This window comes from Bradyrhizobium sp. AZCC 2230 (assembly GCF_036924495.1).
GTDB classification, from domain to species: domain Bacteria; phylum Pseudomonadota; class Alphaproteobacteria; order Rhizobiales; family Xanthobacteraceae; genus Bradyrhizobium; species Bradyrhizobium rifense.
The window spans coordinates 7,672,769-7,689,105 of record NZ_JAZHRS010000001.1 but is presented as its reverse complement, the minus strand read 5'-3'; the positions used below and the strand labels follow the sequence as shown (position 1 = coordinate 7,689,105).

Genomic DNA, 16,337 nt, shown 5'->3' with positions numbered 1-16,337 from the left:
GGCTGGCACCCATAAAGCCCCCATGCGAAAATGATGCACACGCAATGCACAGGGGACGTACGGGGCAACCGAAACTCGGCCTTCCCTGCGCGATGGTCTGACGGCTTATGCTCGCTCTCCCCGGAGACGAATTCCTTTTGCCTCCGTCGCGATCGCGAAATTCACGCCACCGCGCCGGTTGACGCAAGTGACGCCTTCGCAAAGGCTTGACCGTAGCGACGACGGCCAGGACCACACGGTTTCGCCGTACGCGAGCTTCCGACTGCTCGCAGGTGCGGCCGAACCGGATCAGGCTGCAGGCCTTTCGGGAGCCTCCCCGCTGAGTCCCTGGCTTTTGCGCCACTGAGCCGGCGTGATGCCCATGTGCCTCTTGAAGGCGCGCTGGAACGCGGCTTCGGATTGATATCCGACAATCTCCGCGACGGCGCCGGTCGAAAGCGAAGATTTCCTCAGCTCATTCGCCGCGAGCGCCATCCGGATGTCGGTCAGGAGATCGGCGGCTGAGCGCCCAAGCTTCTCCTGGAATTGCCGCGCGAGCGTCGCGCGCGACATGCCGCACAGACGCGCCAGCTCGGGCAACGACCATGCGCGCGCCGGCTCGTTGAACAGGGCGGCCACCGCCGGCGCGAGACGGGGATGACCGGCCAGGGCAAGCAGACCGCGTGGCGCGTCGTCGGTGAGGCTGGCGAGCCGCAGCACCAGCGCGAACATCGCGCCCGACAGCGCGTTCAACATCGCGCGGCCGCCGAGACGATCGTCTGCGGACTCGCGGCGCATCAGGGCGACGAGGCTGTCGAGTTGCCCCGCCGTGTCTCTGTCGCCAGCGTCGGCTCTGGCATGCACGACGAGGCGCGGCGGCAAATAGCTGCGCAGCAGGCGGTCGTGCGGCGGCGCGATGGCGAAATGTCCGCACAACAGATCGAGCCGTTCCCCCGAGCCGGGATTCTCGCTGATCGTGAAATTGAGAGACGCGCGGTTGCGCGCCCGCAGCGGCGCGGCCCCGCTGCCGTCGTGCATGACGTGTCGGGGATTGCCGGGAAGCAGCAGGATGTGGCCGGGCTCGAGTTTCAGCGGCCGCCCCCCCGCCGGATCGTCCAGCATCGCCGAGCCGGCAAGCACGGCGTGATACGGAATTTCATTCGGCTCGCCCGGCCCCTGGTCGATGCGCCATGGCGCCCCATAGGCGCAGCGCAGGTCGAGCCGACCGCGCACGGGCATCATCTCGAACAGCCGGCTCAGCCAATCCATCGCGGTCTCCCAAGCTCACCTCATGTCGAGACGTTTGAGCATATAATCGAGATTTACTGACATTCAAAGTATCAATTCGGGACCCTATTGTCGCTCCGCAATCGTTCACCAACCCAAACCAAGGAGTGCCAACATGTCCCGTCTTTCCGTCCCCCATCTCGACTCCGCAACCGGCGCGACCGCTGAAATCTATGGTCAGATCAAGAAGGCGATCGGCAGCGTGCCCAACACCTTTGCCGCGATCGGCGCCCACGGGCCGGACGCGCTCAAGGCCGTCCTGCTCGCCGACAGCGTGCTCGCTTCGGGTTCGCTATCGAAGCGCGACCAGGAAACCATCAAGCTCGTCATCTCCGAGGTCGCCGGTTGCGACTATTGCGTGGCCGCGCACAGCCTGCTCGGCAAGCTCGCGGGACTGAAGCCCGACGAGTTGAAGAATGTCCGCGAGCGCCGCGCGACCGGCGATGACAAGCGCGACGCGCTGATCCGCTTCGTCCGCAAGCTCGCACAATCCAGCGGCACGGTCAGCGACGCGGATTTCGCCGCGATCAAGGCTGCCGGCTACACCGATGCGCAGCTCGTCGAGATCAGCCTGGCCTTCGCGACAACCGCCTTCACCAACGTGTTCAACCGCATCAACGACACCGAGATCGACTTCCCCGCGGTCGCATGAGCGACGCGTCAAGTCCGATCATCGACAAAAGGATCATGACCATGACTACGATTGCCAGCACTACGCAAAATCCGTTTGTCAGCGCGCTGCAAAAGTCCGGCCTGCTCGCGGAGGATCTCGATTACCACGTCGTTCGAGCCTCGATGGTGATCATGTTTCTCTTCTTCGGTTACCAGAAATGGTTCCCGTATGAATTCGAGCGACTGGTCCCGTTCATCAGCAACGGGCCGCTGATCTGGTGGCTCTATCCCGTCTTCGGTCACGCCGGCGCCAGCTATTTCCTCGGCGCTTCGGAATGGACGTTTGGGACGCTGCTGCTCGCCGGCTTCTGGAGCAGGCGGCTCGGTGTCCTCGGCGCCCTCGGCTCGACCGGCACCTTCATCGCGACGGTCACGATCATTCCGTTCATGCCGGACGGCTGGGACGTCGCTGCGGGAGGATTCCCCGCGATGACCGGCAACGTCCCCTTCCTGATGAAGGACGTCGTTCTGCTGGCGGTGTCGTTCTATCTGCTGAGGCAGGATGTGGTTCGGCTGATCCGCGAATGAGGTTTGGGATCGACGTGTAAAACCTCCGGACCCAAGGGCCCGGAGGTCGCATGCTGGACGAGCCGTCGCTCAGTTCTGCCCGTGAATGGTGATGTTGACGAAGCAACAACCAACTACAACGCCAATCTCCGCTCGGCGACAATCCGCACAGGCGGAAACACAACGCAATCCACCACGTCGAACATCACTTCGATGCTGCGATCGAACGCCCGCGCAAAGGCAATGGCATCGTTGCGCAGCTCGTCGGCGATGTCCGTACCGAGCGTACAATGCGGGATCCATGCGCCCGGCCGGTAATGAGGACGACAATGTGCTGGGTCGATTGTCGCGCTGACAAGGCCATGGATGCGAGCCAGAGCCTCGTCGACCGCCGGCTCCGCCCAGAGGACAAGCGGAGAACCTTCGAACCAGCGAATTCGCTTGAACTGGATGAGCAATTGCGTTTCGCCAGCTACGGCTGCCAGCATGGCGTCCCACGCGGCCTTTTCGTCGATCGCGGGCCCGTCGTAGATCGCAAATGTAAAATGCGGCCGGTAGCCGAGCGCACGCATCGACGGCTCGGCCTCGAACGCGCCGACCTGATCCCACAGCCGCTCGATCTCGCCCGCTGACCTGTTGTCGGCTCGGATGTTGATCGCCAATGCCACAGACTCACCCCGCGGGTGGAACAATCAAATCGAGATCGAGGGGGATGGAGGACAATTTCGCCAAATGGTGCACCGGTCAGAACAAAACTGCGAATTCTTATACTCTAGAAATTGCCAAATAATTCAAAAAGGCGTCCACCCGCCGCCGTTGGCCCCCTGGCCGAGTCCCTTCGCTCACGCCAAGTTACATCGCACGCCTCAATCAGGCCGTGCTCGTATTTCCGGGACTGGCAGCATCGCCGAAGAATGCACGGGGATGAGCGATTGCAGGGCCATTACTACGCATCTTCCAAGGCGTGTGGCTCGACCAGCAGGCCCTGTCGTTCGTAACGTCGGCGAGTTCTGCTGAAGCGCACCACGACAGCATATCGGGTACTGTTCGCCTTCACGCGCCGCGTGAGGAGGGCATCGCCCGCCGGCAGAAACTCGAGATCATCGAGGCCAGCACAGCGCAGGCACGCGGGACCGGGAGTCTCCATTATCAGAAGATCGCCCGTGCCGCCGCACCGATGGCATGTCCACTCCGTTTTCAATGGTTGGACGACCACCAGTTCCGGTGCACGGCTTGCTTTATCCGCCAGGCGCTCGCGCTTAGCCTTGGAGAGCTCGGGCGACACCCAATGAGTCCGATAGGATGCCTCGATCCCGGGATCTCCGCTTCGGCTGAAGCGCAGTTCACGGCGTTGCGGCGTACGATCGACATATGCGGTCGGGCTCGCGAGTAGTCCTCTCGATATCGCCCATGACCGGAATATGGACGTTGCCTCCGAGATGCGGGGTAGACTGGATTGAACGTCTTGTTCCAGGCAATCGGTCTGTCCGCGGCGCCAGCGTTCCACCGCTCCATCATCAAGCCACCCGATCCCGGTAAGGATGTCGATGGCGCTCACAAAGTGCCGGGCCGCAAGTGCCCTTTCGGCTGCTTTGGCGACGCGATCGCCAAGTGGAACCCGATTCTTCCGGCTCATTGCAACTCTCAACACCGTTCCAATCAACGCCAAGCCCCAACCCCCGGTACCGGGACCGGCTCGGCGATTGCACCAAGGATCGGGCACATTGAAGAGTTTCGCAACAGTTCAACATGCAGGTCCAGGATTCGGCTCGCCCCGGCCAAATTCCTCGGAATGCGGCCGGTATACTGTTGATCCGGCGGGGTTGCTGTTTCACGAATCGATCCGCAGCGACTACGATGACGAGAGCTGGCGGTCCAACCTCCGGGAGCATTTTATGGCCCTTCCTCTCGCCCAACAACAGTCGATCTTTGCGTGGGGCGACGACATGCCTTCGACGCGCGAGGACATCCTCGCCCGCTACCTTCATTTTCGGGAAATCTCCAAGAGAATCCACGAGGAAGCTCTCAAGTGCATATCAGGCGACGCGCTGCTGAATCACGCGCGTCGACTCGGATTGGCACAAGGAAAGACGTTGCTTCTCGATGACATGGACGAGATGTACTTCGTCTACGACCTTGCCATTTACACCGCACCGGCGGATCGTTTGCGGGCCATCGACCGCTATGCGAAATCGGCCGGGTTCGAGGCGCAGTCCGACGAAGGGCTGATGCTGGACGCAATGCGCAGGTCGCAGTTTGCAATACTCCTGATCGAGCAACGTCACGACGCGGTGGGTCTGATCGCCACGGACATTCTCCGCCAATCGAAAGTATGGCTGCTCGACGTCGGGATTGAGAGTTCGATGGACGATGGAGAATTGATTGCCACCAGGCTGCTCACGCCCGGGCCCTTCTCGATGACCGCCGGCGTCATGGTGCCGTTCGAGATCGAAATGCTCGAGCAGATTTGCATGCTGCTGCCGCAGCGCATCGGCAACGGCAGGTTGAGCCGAGCAGCGGACGACAGGCGCTTCGCCGAAGCCGTCTACAAAGTGGCGCTCGCGGACGGCATCATGGATCGCATTGCCTATCTGGATCCTGCGGTGGAGTAGAGGAGGATCGCAGACACGGCTGGATTCGGCGGCTGTGGCGCTCCCTAGGGGAATCGAAGTGGAGAATTGGATGAGGGCGTCATCCGACGAAACCGGCGCACGATCTGTTGGGACACTTAGAACCCCCGCGGACACGCATTTGTGAGCACTCGGCTTAGCTTACGATTTCGCGGGGGTCATATGGAGCCGATGTCGATCGATTGGCGCGGCGGCGCCGCATCGTCCTGGCCTACCGCCGTCGAACTCTCGGCGAGCGTCATCCTCGCCCCGGGATTGCTTTTGCGTGAGCTTGAGAATGCCAAGTTAGTCTTGCAGCGCAAGGTATTGTCATGGCCACCGGTCTTGCGCGCGCAGACCTGAGCCGCTTCACCGGACGGTAGGCAATTACAGTGGGATGGTGTAGGCGTCAGGACACACTTCGGCGGGCGTTTTGCTCAATTCGTTGAAGCTGGAGATCGGTGACCGCGCTCCTGAAGAATCCTGGTTGAAAGAAAGTCATGACCTCCTGTCGTTCCAGCCTCCATGGACCAACCAATCAACCTGACCAGGATGCGAGTCTGACTACGGCCTATTACCCTGATGCGACGTGGCAGCACAGAACGCCCTCGGAGTCGGGTGTCAGTCCCAACCTCTTGAAGCGCGCGATCGATTTTGCAGTCGCCGGAGAGACGAAGGCCCCTCGTGACCTGGTGATGAACCATTATCAAACCTTTGGCCGCGAACCGTTCGGCTACGCGATCGGGCCGATCCGGGACCGGGGAGATCCGACTGGAATCATCATTCACAAGGGCTACATCGTGGCCGAATGGGGAGAACCGCTGAGGGTCGACATGACTCACAGCGTGACCAAGAGCTTCCTTTCCAGCGTCGTCGGAATTGCCGTCGAGCGGGGCATGGTCAAAAGCATCCACGACGTCGTACGGGATTATGTCCCACCGGTGCAGCTCTACACCCCGTCTTCGACCACCAACAAATCGGACCGGCTCAACGCGTCGGATCTGCTGTTCCCGTTTGAATCGCCGCACAACCGCACGATCACCTGGGACGATCTGTTGCGACAGACCAGCGACTGGGAAGGCACGCTATGGGGCAAGCCGGACTGGGCGGATCGGCCTGGCGACAATCCGGCGGAATGGGGGACGTTGCCGCGCAACAAGCCGGGCACATTTTACAAATACAACGACACCCGCACGAACGTGATGGCACTCGCAGCCCTCAACGTCTGGCGGCGCCCGCTGCCACAGGTTCTGAAGGAAAACATCATGGATCCGATCGGCGCCTCCAGCACCTGGCGCTGGTTCGGCTACGAGAATTCCTGGGTCGTTCTGGATGGCACCGTAATGCAGTCGGTGACCGGCGGCGGGCACTGGGGCGGAGGCATGTTTATCAATGCCTACGACATGGCTCGCTTCGGCTACCTCACGCTGCGTCGCGGCAAGTGGAAAGATTGTCAATTGCTCTCGGAGCAATGGATCGATCAGGCACGCACGCCTACCAAGCCGGAGCCGATCTACGGGTATATGAACTGGTTTCTGAACACTGACCGGAAGCGCTGGCCAAGTGCTCCGGCCACCGCTTTTGCCCACGTCGGCAACGGCACCAACATAGTCTATGTCGATCAGGAGCACGATCTCGTGGCCGTGGTTCGCTGGATCGATCCTGAGGCCATCGACGGTTTCCTGAAGCGGTTGCTGGCGGCCGTCGACCAGGGATAGAGGGCGCCATCGCTCGGCAAAGACCGCCGTGGCGGCAGGAGCCGCAGCGAGGACGATGGCATGCGGGTTGCTTCTATTCCGCGACGCGTATGTTCCTGCGTCGTCTGCTTCTTTTCGGAGTTGGGAGGACAATAAATGCGATCGGATACCTGGCTCCGCGGCCTGCTGCTGGCCGCCTGCACGACACTGGCAATGGCGGCCCCGGCGCGGGCGCAAAAATCGGCTGACACACTGCGCATCACTTGGCGCGATGCCATTCCCGATGTCGACCCGTACTATAATTCGCAGCGCACCGGCATGGTCGTGGCATTCCACGCTTTCGATTGTCTGGTGTATCGCGATCCCGTCACCATGGAGATGAAGCCTGCATTGGCTACGTCGTGGAAGCAGGTCGATGCCACCACAATCGACTTCACCCTGCGCGAGGGCGTGACGTTTCAGAACGGCGACCCGTTTACCGCGGACGATGTGGTCTACACGATCAACGATATCATCCACGACAAGCAGGTCGCAATCCCGGCCTATTACATATCCTATGCCGGCGCCGAGAAGATCGACGACTTTCACGTGCGCCTCAAGCTGACCGGTGTGTCGCCGGCCGTGATGGAATATTTGGCGATGGTCACGCCCATCTGGCCGAAGGCCTATCGCGAGAAAATCGGTGCCGATGCCTACGCCCGGGCTCCGATCGGCACCGGCCCCTACAAGATCACCAAAGTCGACGGCACCACCGAGATCGATATGGAGCGGTATGACGGCTACTACGCCGGCAGCCCCAAGGGCCGGCCTGCCATCCGTTATATCAAGATCCACGAAGTGCCCGATGCCACGACTGAACTGACCGAACTCCTCGGCGGAAAAGCCGACTGGATATGGGGCTATAATGCCGATCAGTTCTCGAATATCGCGCGGATGCCAAATCTGGAGGCGGTGCGGTTCGGCACCATGCGGGTCCATTTCATGACGGTCGACGGCGCCGGCCGTTCCGGCGCCGACAATCCGCTGACCAAGCTGAAGGTGCGGCAGGCGGTCATCTCGGCCATCGACCGCGGTACGATGGCCAAGCAGCTGATCCAGGGCGATTCGCAGGTCATCGACACGCCGTGTTTCCCCAGCCAGTTCGGCTGTGACGTATCGGCGGCCGTGAAATATCCATACGACCCGGCCAAGGCCAAGCAGCTTCTGACCGAGGCCGGCTATCCCAACGGCTTCGATACCGAACTCGTGTCCTATGCAACACCGCAGGTCGGCGCGGCCGTGCAGAACTATCTCAAGGCCGTCGGCATCAACCTGCGCATCCAGCAGTTGCAGATCGGCGCTGCCATCCAGTTGGCAGAAGCGGGCAAGGCGCCGTTGTATTCGGGGAGTTGGGGCAGCAATTCCGTCAACGATACCTCGGCGTTCATGCCCTATTGGCTCGGCGGCGGATTGAACGATTACGCGCGCGACGCCGATGTGCAAAAGCTGTTGAAACAGGCCGGAACCAGCATTGATCCGGAGGAGCGTCGCAAAGCCTTTGGCGAGGCGATCCACCTCGCCACGGAACGCGTTGATTTCGTGCCGCTGTTCAGCGACGTCCGCTACGTCGCATTTTCAAAGCAGCTGAATTTCCAGGGCTTCCCGGACGACGTGCCGCGTTTCTATCTGTCGACCTGGAAATAGCGACGGGCGCCTGCCCTATGACGGGATTGCCAGCAGACATTCGACCAGACGGCCATCCTTGCGGATGTTGTCCGGCATCGTAGCGGCGCATTTCGCCAATGCGCTCGGGCAACGCGGGTGGAAACGGCAGCCCGGCGGGATATTGGTGGGATCCGGGTAGGCATCGCCCAGGCCGACATCGGGAATGCCGAGAGCCGGATCCGGTGTCAGCACGGAGGCCAGCAGCGCCTGTGTGTAGGGATGCGTTGGGGTGCCGAACAGCTCCTGCGCCGGCGCCTGCTCGACGATCCGGCCGAGGTACATCACCGCAACTTCGGTGGCGATGTACTCCACCACCGCCAGGTTGTGGCTGATGAAGAGATAGGTCAGTCCGAGCTCCCGCCGCAATTCCGCCAGCAGATTGAGAATCTGCGCCTGCACGGAAACATCCAGCGCGCTGGTGGGCTCGTCGCACACCACGATGCGCGGATGCAGCACGAGGGCACGCGCGATGGCCACACGCTGCCGCTGGCCGCCGGAGAGCTGGCCCGGCATGCGCTCGGCCATCTCGCTGGAAATCCCAACGCGCGCCAGCATCTCCATGACGCGATCGACCTGCTGCGCCTTCGGCAGATTGCCCTGGGAGGCCAGCGGCAGGCCAACGATGTCGCGAATGCGCTGGCGCGGGTTGAGCGAGGAGTATGGGTCCTGGAACACGGGCTGGATCAGTCGGGCACGTTCGCGCCGATCCATTCCGATCAGGCTGCGTCCATCCACCAGAATCTCGCCCGAAGTTGGCGGCAACAGACCCATGATGAGCCGGGCAAGCGTTGACTTGCCGCAGCCTGACTCGCCGACCACCCCCAGCACATCGCCCGCTGGGAGCGAGAACGTCACCCCATCGACCGCGCGCACCGGACGACGGGCACCGGCCATGCGGCTGCGCTGCCGGAATTCGCGGTACACGTTCCGAACTTCGATCGCATGGGTCATGCCGCAGCAGCCCGCTTCCAATCCGGCGGCAGCCGGCAGCGATAGCAATGATCACCGCCGGCGTCGCGCAGCGGCACGCTCTCGGCGCATTCCGGCGCAGCCAACGTACAGCGGTCACGAAATCCGCAACCCACGACGCCCACCGCTATGCGAGGTACCACGCCTGGGATGTTGCCCAGCGGCTCGCCCGTCCGCGTCATGCCGGGCACGGGAATGCAGTCCAATAGCCCGCGTGTGTAGGGGTGCGTGGGCGCGGCGAACACCTCGGCCACCGTACCGGTTTCGACCACCTCGCCCGCATACATCACCGAGACTCGCTGCGCCATCCGCGCCACCACGCCGAGATCGTGCGTAATCAGCAGCAATGCCAACCCCAACTCCTGCTGCAGCTTCTGCAGCAGCCGCAGGATCTGCGCCTGTACCGTCACATCGAGAGCCGTTGTCGGTTCGTCGGCGATCAGCAACTCCGGATCGCACATCAGCGCCATGGCGATCATCACCCGCTGGCGCAGGCCGCCGGAGAGCTGGTGGGGATATTGCCCGAGGCGCATCCCCGGAGCGGTAATGCCCACGCGCGCCAGCAACTCGGCCGCCCTGTCCATGGCCTGCCGCCGTGTCGCCCCACGATGGCGTTCAAACACCTCGGACATCTGCGATCCGATCGTATAGGCCGGGTTCAGGCTCGTCATCGGTTCCTGGAAGATCATCGCCATCTTGTCGCCGCGCAGCCGTGCAGTCTGCCGCTCGGACATGCCCAACAGATCCTGCCCCTGAAAGCGGAGGTGATCGGCGGAGCGGGCGATCCCACGCGGCAGCAGGTTCATCACCGATAGCGCGGTAACGGATTTGCCGCAGCCGGACTCGCCGACCAGGCAATGCGTTTCGCCGCGCGCCACCACCAGCGTCACGCCCCGCACGGCTTCGGTCTGCCCGAAGGAGACGCGCAGATTGGCGACGCTGAGAACCGGGTCCGGTACGACGGGTGTCATCGCCGCATATCCGCCCCGAGCAAGTCGCGCAGTCCGTCGCCCAGCAGGTTGATGCCGAGCACGAGCACGAACAGCGTGACCCCGGGGGTCATGATCACCCACGGGCTGAAGAACATGTATTCCTTGGCTTCGGCGATCATCAGCCCCCAGCTCGGCAAGGGCGGCGGCACGCCGAGACCGAGAAATGACAGGGCCGCCTCAAGCAGGATCGCCAACGCCATTTCCAGCGTTGCCACCACCACCAGATGATTGGCGATATTGGGAAGCACCTCGCGCAACAGAATATGCAGGCGCGATGCACCGGCAGCCTGGGCGGCGGCGATGTAATCGAGGTTGCGCACCTGCATTGCGGTGGTACGTGCCACCACGGCGAAACGGTCCCACAGCAACAGCCCGAGCGTCAGAATCACCACCACAAGCGAACTGCCAACCAGCGCCACCACCGTCAACGCCACCAGGATCAGCGGGATCGACAGGCGGCAGGTGATCAGGAACATCACGACGTCGTCGGTCCGCCCGCCATAAAACCCACCGATGATTCCCAGCGTGATGCCGATCAGGCCGGATGTGATGACGGTCAGCGCGCCGATCAGCATGGAAATGCGCGCGCCATAGATCAGGCGCGACAGGTAATCGCGCCCGATCTGATCCGTGCCCAGCAGATGCTCCGGTAGGCTGCCGTCCATCCACACCGGCGGGATGAGGCGCAGGTTGAGGTTTTGAGCGAACGGATCATGCGGCGTCAGATAGGGTGCGAAAATCGCGACCAGCACCGCAGTGCCCACGATCACCGCGCCCAGGAGCGTGGCGAGGTGACGAAAGGCAGGTAACCGTCGGCGGCCCGGCCGGGCTTGTGCGATCAAAACACTCATCCGCGCAGTCTTGGGTCGAGCAGCGCATTCATCATGTCCGCCAGCAAGGTCAGCACGATGTAGATGACCGCCAGGAACAGCACGACGGCCTGCACCACCGGGAAATCATTTTTGGTGATGGATTCCCAGGCCAGATAGCCGACGCCCGGCAGTGCGAACACCGACTCAATCACCACGGACCCTCCCAACATGAAGCCAAGCTGCACGGCCGCGATCGACACGACAGGCATCGCCGCATTGCGCAAGGCGTGCTTGAGAATGATCTTGGGCCGGCTTAACCCCTTCGCGCGCGCGGTGCGAATATAATCCGCTGCCAATGCGTCGATCATTCCTGAGCGGGTCAGGCGCATCAGCGCCGGGATCGCCGAAAATGCCAACACGATCCCCGGCATGATGTAGCCCTGCCATGTCTCGACGCCGGAAATAGGCAGCCATTGCAACTCCAGTCCCAGCAGGACGATCATGACCAGTCCGAACCAGAATCCGGGCATCGCCTGTCCCAGCAGGGCCACCAACATGATGCCTCGGTCCATCGCCGAGCCCTCTCGCACCGCCGCCAGAATGCCGAGCGGCAGAGCGACCAACAGCGCGATAGAAAGGCCGGTCAGGCCAAGCGTCAGAGTGACTGGCAATCGGTCGCGGATCAGTCCCCATACCGGGACGTGGTAGAGGAAGGATCGGCCGAGATCGCCCTCGGCAGCGTGGCCGGCCCAATCGAGAAACTGCACCACTAAGGGCCGGTCGAGGCCATAATTACGGGTAATGATCGCGATGTCGGCTGCACTGGCGTTCGGACCTGCGATAGACGCGGCCAAGTCGCCGGAAAGGCGAGTCAAGATGAAGCTGACGACCAGAACGGTGAGACACACCAAGGCGGCCAGCCACAGTCTGCGGACGATAAGCAAGATCATAGTGGAGGACTACGATAGCGTGCGGGTCGCTGCAAGTTCTGATATAGAATCCTTAGCAACGGCGACATCCGCATCTGCCAATTGTTTTCTGCTTATCCACGCAACGTGCTCGCCAATTTGCCCAAAGCAGCAACGACCAGCGCTCTCGCTGTGTACGAGCTAAGAAGTTCATTGCGTTTGAATTGAAGCAGATCTCTAACTGGAGGTACGCCATAACTATTGCCTGCCGCGAATTGGGACTGAACTCTTTAGCGGAGGAAAACGCCTTAACGATACGGCTGCCGCAGCGGGTTGGCTTTAGCTGGCTGCAGCCGCAGCCGCGTGATCCGACTCGGATTGGTTTCTGCGAGAAGGATATCGCCGTCGGGCGTCCCGGAGATGCCGTGCGCGCCATTGAGAATCGGCCGACAGCGGCCGAGCCGCTCGCCTTTGGGGCCGACCTTCTGCAGGCTCGGCACCATGTCGCTGACGTAGGCGCAGCCCTCATCATCGCCCCAGATTGCGACGGGCTGGTAGAACTCACCCCAGGTTTCGAGGTGCTTGCCCTCGCGGTCGAAGACCTGCACGCGGTTCGAGCTGCGGTCGACCACGACGACACGGCCGTCCGCAAAGGTCCAGATCGCATGCGGCCAGCCGAACTGACCATCGCCCGACCCGTGGCTGCCCCAGCTTGCGATCAGAGCGCCGGCAGTATCGAAGCGATGGACCCGGCTCGCAGCGTAGCCGTCCGAGACATAGATCTCGCCCCAAGCCGAGACATGCACGTCAGTCGGATGGTTGAAGGGCGCAAGCGGTACACCGCGTTGGCCTAACCCGCCGAGCCGTTCGCCCGCTGGCGAGCATGTGATCACCTCATGCATGTCGCGGTCGACCGCGAGGATGCGCCCCGTGGCGTCGGCCGTCAGCATGTGGGAATCGGCGATCAGATCGCCGCCCCAACCCCTGAGATAGGCGCCGTCGGGCGCCAGCTCGATCACACGCGGGTCGTTGGGATGCACCAACGGATCGTGCCGCAGCATCACGAAGACATGCCCGCGCGGATCGACGGCGACGTCGGTAACAAAGCCCGTGTTCAGCGGCCAGGAGCCGAAGGGACGCTCGACGCGATAGAGCCTGTCTCCGAGTTCAACGATCAGTTCATGCATGGCCAAGGCTTTTCCTTCAGGCAAGTTTACCGGCGAAAGGATGCGTTGCTGCCCAGTGCCGGGCAATGTCTAGCCGCCGCGTCACCCATACCCCTTGATGGCCCTGGACATAGTCGAGGAAGCGCGCGAGGCCGGCCGCGCGCGCCGGATGGCCGATCAGGCGCATATGCAAGCCGACCGACATCATCTTCGGCTGCGTTGCGCCTTCCGCGTAAAGCATGTCGAAGGCGTCCTTATGCCACGCGAAATAATCGGCCGACGTGCCAAAGAAGCCGGAGCCGAACTTGCCATCATTGTTGACGAGCGAATAGGGAACGACCAGATGCGGCTTGCCGTCGACGACCTTCCAATAGGGCAATTCGTCGTCGTACGCGTCGGAATCATAGAGAAAGCCACCCTCCTCTACCACCAGCCGGCGCGTGTTCACGCTCGGCCCATAACGGCAATACCAGCCGAGCGGTCGCTCCCCGACCGTCGCCTTGAGCGAGGCGATCGCCTTGGCGATGTGCTCGCGCTCGTCCTCCTCGCTCAATTCATAATGCTTGATCCAACGCCAGCCATGGCTGCAGACGTCGAAGCCCGAGGCTCTGATCGACGCCGCTGCCTCGGGATTGCGTTCGATCGCGAGCGCGCAGCCGAACACAGTCAGCGGCAGGCCGCGCTCCTGGAAAAGTCGTATCAGCCTCCAGAAACCGACGCGGCTGCCATAGGCGAACATGCCTTCGCCGGCGAGATCGCGCCCTTTGACGCCTGCCGGCAAGCCGGACGACTCGGTCAGGCCGATCTCGGTATAGCCTTCGCCGTCCTGCACGGACGGCTCCGAGCCCTCCTCGTAATTCATCACGAAATTGATGGCCACGCGCGCGCCGGCCGGCCATTTGGGATCGGGCGGGTTCGCGCCGTAGCCGATCAGGTCGCGGTCATAGGTCATTGCCAGTCTCCGGGTCTTGGAAGGTCGTGAGGTTCGGAATTTTATACGCTCATGCGTTTCGTCAGCCCGATCAGCCAGTCCATGACGATGACCAGCACCAGCGTCGTCAGGATATCGTCTGTCCCCAGGTCGTCTACGCGAAGCGGCCAAGTCAGCCCAGCGCCATGATGCCGGCCAGCACGCTGAACAGCAGCGCCAGCGAGACCACAGACCACCATCGACTGCTGCCAGATCAGCGCCGGCAGCGGTCCGTGACGGCATCGGCCGCTCCTATTCTGCTGCAGCGAACAATGAGCGGCAGTCGATGGCAAGCTTTTCTGGCGGAGCCTTGATCAAGCGCTCCTCGATCGCGCTTAAGTGATTTTCGTGGCGGCGACAGCGCCGGTCACATTGCCTTTCTCGATCACGTCGATCAAGGCTGCACGCCACGGTGTTCGCGATCGAGTAGAGCGCTTTCAAGCGACCCTTGGATCCGGGAGTGAAAAGCAGTTCTCGTCTGCACCACGCGCGTTGTGGTGCGGCGACGCAATCGGAGCGCGGCAAACCGCCGCTACGCTGGATCGTGCTCGCGACGCTGTGGACGCGGCCTTCGGGTGGAACAACCATTGTCGACGGCTCGATTGTCTGCCTAGAAAATCGCCAACGAATTGCTGCGTGCGAACAAATCTTCAGCAACGACAGGTCGGCTCGCGACCGGCCATAGTCCAAGGCTTGCGGGAATCAACAGCTTATCCGGCTGGCACACATCGTGCTTCGCTCACGGTAGCGCAGCATCGTTCCGGCGATCGCTCCAGGTTGGCGTGCCACGCACTGTAAAGTTCATGCGATGATCGCATCCCGCTACCGGCTTGGCGTGCGCGCGCCGAGCCACCACAAAACTTCATATCAGAGGCGGCTTGGGCGCATTGCGCACAAGCATCTCCACACGATTGGAAGCCTCGCGCGCGCAGAGTTCCACTGCGGCGTCGTCCCATTTCCGATGCAACAACCGTCACAACGGAGGGAGTAATCCATGTGCGATCGAACCGGCTGCATGCACCCACCGAACTTCCGAACGATGGACTTCAGCCGCCGCAAGGTGCTCAAAGCTGCGGCGGCGACCACGCTGACGATGGCCGTCGGTGGCGGCTTGATGGGCGCGGCTCACGCGGCGGCGAACACCCTCAAGTCCACCCATGGCACCGGCTTCTGCAATCTCAATATCTTCCTGTCTCACGCCTTGCAGACTGCGAAGGATGACGGCGTCGAGATACAATTCATCAACACGCCGACATTTGCCGAACAGGTCACGTTCCTCGGCATCGGTCAGGTCGATGTCGGCCTCATGCCATACACGAGCTTCATGGCGCTGTACGATGCCGGCGCTCCGGTCAAGATCGTCGCTGGGGGCGGCATTGAGGGCTGCGTGATCGTTTCGCAACCCGGACTGGACAGCCCAGAGAAGCTGAAGGGCAAGACGCTCGGCACCTTCCAGCTCGATACGCTAGAGGTCATGCCTTACGACTTCCTCAAGAAGCACGGCGTCAGTTTCAAGGACATCAAAGTCCGTTATATGGGAACCACCCCGGAGGCGGTCGAGGCATTCAAGGCGGGCGCGCTCGACTGGATCTGCACCATCGAGCCCTATGGCACCGCGCTGCTAAACGACGTCAAGGGCTCGCACAAGCTCACCGACGGCACCGACATCTATGGCAAGGGCTATACCGACTGCGTGCTGGCGTGCCGCTCCGACCTGATCAAGCAGAATCCCGCCGGACTCAAGGCCCTCATCAAAGGCATGATGAAGGCGCAGGCGATGGCCGAAACGAAACCGGAGGAAACTCTCACCCAATTGGTCGGCGCCTATTACAAGACCTCGATGGAGAACGCCAGAATCGCGATGGGCAAACAGCCGGCGGTGGTCGACGCACGCAGCCAGACCCAGTTCATCCTCGACCGCACCGACTCGCTGGTAGAGATGGGTTACATCAAGAATAAGCCCGGCCGTGACGCGATCGACTGGACCCTGCTCGAACAGGTCATCGCCGAGAACAAGGAGCTCTACGCTAGTCTCAAATACAAGTCGGGATGAGCGGACCGGTGA

The 16,337-nt window shown here is 62.1% G+C and carries 16 protein-coding genes; 7 read left to right on the top strand and 9 right to left on the bottom strand.

The genetic code is table 11. The features are described from left to right. Nucleotides 1-288: 288 nt before the first annotated feature. The gene (locus tag V1280_RS36730; protein WP_334535511.1) at nt 289-1,248 is read right to left on the bottom strand and encodes an AraC family transcriptional regulator; all 960 of its coding nucleotides are present in this window, start codon (nt 1,246-1,248) and stop codon (nt 289-291) included. Between the two features lie 133 nt (nt 1,249-1,381). Between V1280_RS36730 and V1280_RS36725 the strand changes: the two genes are divergently transcribed. Beyond that, nucleotides 1,382-1,918 carry a carboxymuconolactone decarboxylase family protein gene (locus V1280_RS36725; RefSeq protein ID WP_334535510.1) on the top strand — a complete coding sequence of 179 codons (537 nt, stop codon included), beginning with the start codon at nt 1,382-1,384 and terminating at the stop codon, nt 1,916-1,918. 41 nt (nt 1,919-1,959) lie between these two features. Then, nucleotides 1,960-2,466: a YkgB family protein gene (locus tag V1280_RS36720; RefSeq protein ID WP_334535509.1), complete on the top strand. Its 507-nt coding sequence runs from the start codon at nt 1,960-1,962 to the stop codon at nt 2,464-2,466. A gap of 113 nt (nt 2,467-2,579) precedes the next feature. Here V1280_RS36720 and V1280_RS36715 read toward each other — a convergent pair whose 3' ends face one another. Together V1280_RS36715 and V1280_RS36710 are read right to left on the bottom strand one after the other, a co-directional pair. Then, nucleotides 2,580-3,113: a 2'-5' RNA ligase family protein gene (locus V1280_RS36715; protein ID WP_334535508.1), complete on the bottom strand. Its 534-nt coding sequence runs from the start codon at nt 3,111-3,113 to the stop codon at nt 2,580-2,582. Between the two features lie 278 nt (nt 3,114-3,391). Then, nucleotides 3,392-4,081 carry a hypothetical protein gene (locus V1280_RS36710; protein ID WP_334535507.1) on the bottom strand — a complete coding sequence of 230 codons (690 nt, stop codon included), beginning with the start codon at nt 4,079-4,081 and terminating at the stop codon, nt 3,392-3,394. A gap of 88 nt (nt 4,082-4,169) precedes the next feature. Here V1280_RS36710 and V1280_RS36705 point away from each other — a divergent pair, with 88 nt between their 5' ends. The 4 genes from V1280_RS36705 (at nt 4,170) to V1280_RS36690 (ending at nt 8,434) form a co-directional block, all read left to right on the top strand. After that, on the top strand, nt 4,170-5,057 hold the full coding sequence (locus V1280_RS36705) for a hypothetical protein (RefSeq protein WP_334535506.1): 888 nt from the start codon (nt 4,170-4,172) through the stop codon (nt 5,055-5,057). A 189-nt stretch (nt 5,058-5,246) separates the two neighbouring features. Beyond that, nucleotides 5,247-5,417, top strand: a complete 171-nt coding sequence (locus V1280_RS36700; RefSeq protein ID WP_334535505.1) for a hypothetical protein — start codon at nt 5,247-5,249, stop codon at nt 5,415-5,417. A 272-nt stretch (nt 5,418-5,689) separates the two neighbouring features. Beyond that, the gene (locus V1280_RS36695; RefSeq protein ID WP_334535504.1) at nt 5,690-6,772 is read left to right on the top strand and encodes a serine hydrolase domain-containing protein; all 1,083 of its coding nucleotides are present in this window, start codon (nt 5,690-5,692) and stop codon (nt 6,770-6,772) included. A gap of 135 nt (nt 6,773-6,907) precedes the next feature. Next, nucleotides 6,908-8,434 (top strand): ABC transporter substrate-binding protein, encoded by a 1,527-nt coding sequence (locus tag V1280_RS36690; RefSeq protein ID WP_334535503.1) that lies wholly within the window; start codon nt 6,908-6,910, stop codon nt 8,432-8,434. Nucleotides 8,435-8,449: 15 nt separating this feature from the next. Here V1280_RS36690 and V1280_RS36685 read toward each other — a convergent pair whose 3' ends face one another. The 6 genes from V1280_RS36685 to V1280_RS36660 all read right to left on the bottom strand — a co-directional run bounded on the left by V1280_RS36685 (nt 8,450) and on the right by V1280_RS36660 (nt 14,254). Next, nucleotides 8,450-9,406: an ABC transporter ATP-binding protein gene (locus tag V1280_RS36685; RefSeq protein WP_334535502.1), complete on the bottom strand. Its 957-nt coding sequence runs from the start codon at nt 9,404-9,406 to the stop codon at nt 8,450-8,452. Continuing rightward, entirely contained in the window at nt 9,403-10,395 is a 993-nt protein-coding gene (locus tag V1280_RS36680) for an ABC transporter ATP-binding protein (protein ID WP_334535501.1), read from the bottom strand. Before V1280_RS36680 ends, V1280_RS36685 begins: the two co-directional genes overlap by 4 nt. Beyond that, a complete protein-coding gene (locus V1280_RS36675; protein WP_334535500.1) occupies nt 10,392-11,267 on the bottom strand; it encodes an ABC transporter permease in 876 nt (291 codons plus the stop codon). Before V1280_RS36675 ends, V1280_RS36680 begins: the two co-directional genes overlap by 4 nt. Beyond that, nucleotides 11,264-12,178 (bottom strand): ABC transporter permease, encoded by a 915-nt coding sequence (locus V1280_RS36670; RefSeq protein ID WP_085403748.1) that lies wholly within the window; start codon nt 12,176-12,178, stop codon nt 11,264-11,266. The genes V1280_RS36675 and V1280_RS36670 overlap by 4 nt, the downstream gene beginning before the upstream one ends. A 266-nt stretch (nt 12,179-12,444) precedes the next feature. Continuing rightward, nucleotides 12,445-13,323 carry a hypothetical protein gene (locus tag V1280_RS36665; protein ID WP_334535499.1) on the bottom strand — a complete coding sequence of 293 codons (879 nt, stop codon included), beginning with the start codon at nt 13,321-13,323 and terminating at the stop codon, nt 12,445-12,447. 16 nt (nt 13,324-13,339) lie between these two features. Next, entirely contained in the window at nt 13,340-14,254 is a 915-nt protein-coding gene (locus tag V1280_RS36660; RefSeq protein ID WP_334535498.1) for a polysaccharide deacetylase family protein, read from the bottom strand. 1,012 nt (nt 14,255-15,266) lie between these two features. Here V1280_RS36660 and V1280_RS36655 point away from each other — a divergent pair. Beyond that, nucleotides 15,267-16,325, top strand: a complete 1,059-nt coding sequence (locus tag V1280_RS36655; RefSeq protein ID WP_334535497.1) for an ABC transporter substrate-binding protein — start codon at nt 15,267-15,269, stop codon at nt 16,323-16,325. Nucleotides 16,326-16,337: the final 12 nt, after the last annotated feature.

Excerpts from the sequence above, each read along its gene's own strand:
- V1280_RS36730 (WP_334535511.1), bottom strand. The coding sequence starts at position 1,248 with ATGGATTGGCTGAGCCGGCTGTTCGAGATGATGCCCGTGCGCGGTCGG.
- V1280_RS36725 (WP_334535510.1), top strand. The coding sequence starts at position 1,382 with ATGTCCCGTCTTTCCGTCCCCCATCTCGACTCCGCAACCGGCGCGACC.
- V1280_RS36720 (WP_334535509.1), top strand. The coding sequence starts at position 1,960 with ATGACTACGATTGCCAGCACTACGCAAAATCCGTTTGTCAGCGCGCTG.
- V1280_RS36710 (WP_334535507.1), bottom strand. The coding sequence starts at position 4,081 with ATGAGCCGGAAGAATCGGGTTCCACTTGGCGATCGCGTCGCCAAAGCA.
- V1280_RS36700 (WP_334535505.1), top strand. The coding sequence starts at position 5,247 with ATGTCGATCGATTGGCGCGGCGGCGCCGCATCGTCCTGGCCTACCGCC.
- V1280_RS36690 (WP_334535503.1), top strand. The coding sequence starts at position 6,908 with ATGCGATCGGATACCTGGCTCCGCGGCCTGCTGCTGGCCGCCTGCACG.
- V1280_RS36685 (WP_334535502.1), bottom strand. The coding sequence starts at position 9,406 with ATGACCCATGCGATCGAAGTTCGGAACGTGTACCGCGAATTCCGGCAG.
- V1280_RS36680 (WP_334535501.1), bottom strand. The coding sequence starts at position 10,395 with ATGACACCCGTCGTACCGGACCCGGTTCTCAGCGTCGCCAATCTGCGC.
- V1280_RS36675 (WP_334535500.1), bottom strand. The coding sequence starts at position 11,267 with ATGAGTGTTTTGATCGCACAAGCCCGGCCGGGCCGCCGACGGTTACCT.
- V1280_RS36670 (WP_085403748.1), bottom strand. The coding sequence starts at position 12,178 with ATGATCTTGCTTATCGTCCGCAGACTGTGGCTGGCCGCCTTGGTGTGT.
- V1280_RS36665 (WP_334535499.1), bottom strand. The coding sequence starts at position 13,323 with ATGCATGAACTGATCGTTGAACTCGGAGACAGGCTCTATCGCGTCGAG.
- V1280_RS36660 (WP_334535498.1), bottom strand. The coding sequence starts at position 14,254 with ATGACCTATGACCGCGACCTGATCGGCTACGGCGCGAACCCGCCCGAT.
- V1280_RS36655 (WP_334535497.1), top strand. The coding sequence starts at position 15,267 with ATGTGCGATCGAACCGGCTGCATGCACCCACCGAACTTCCGAACGATG.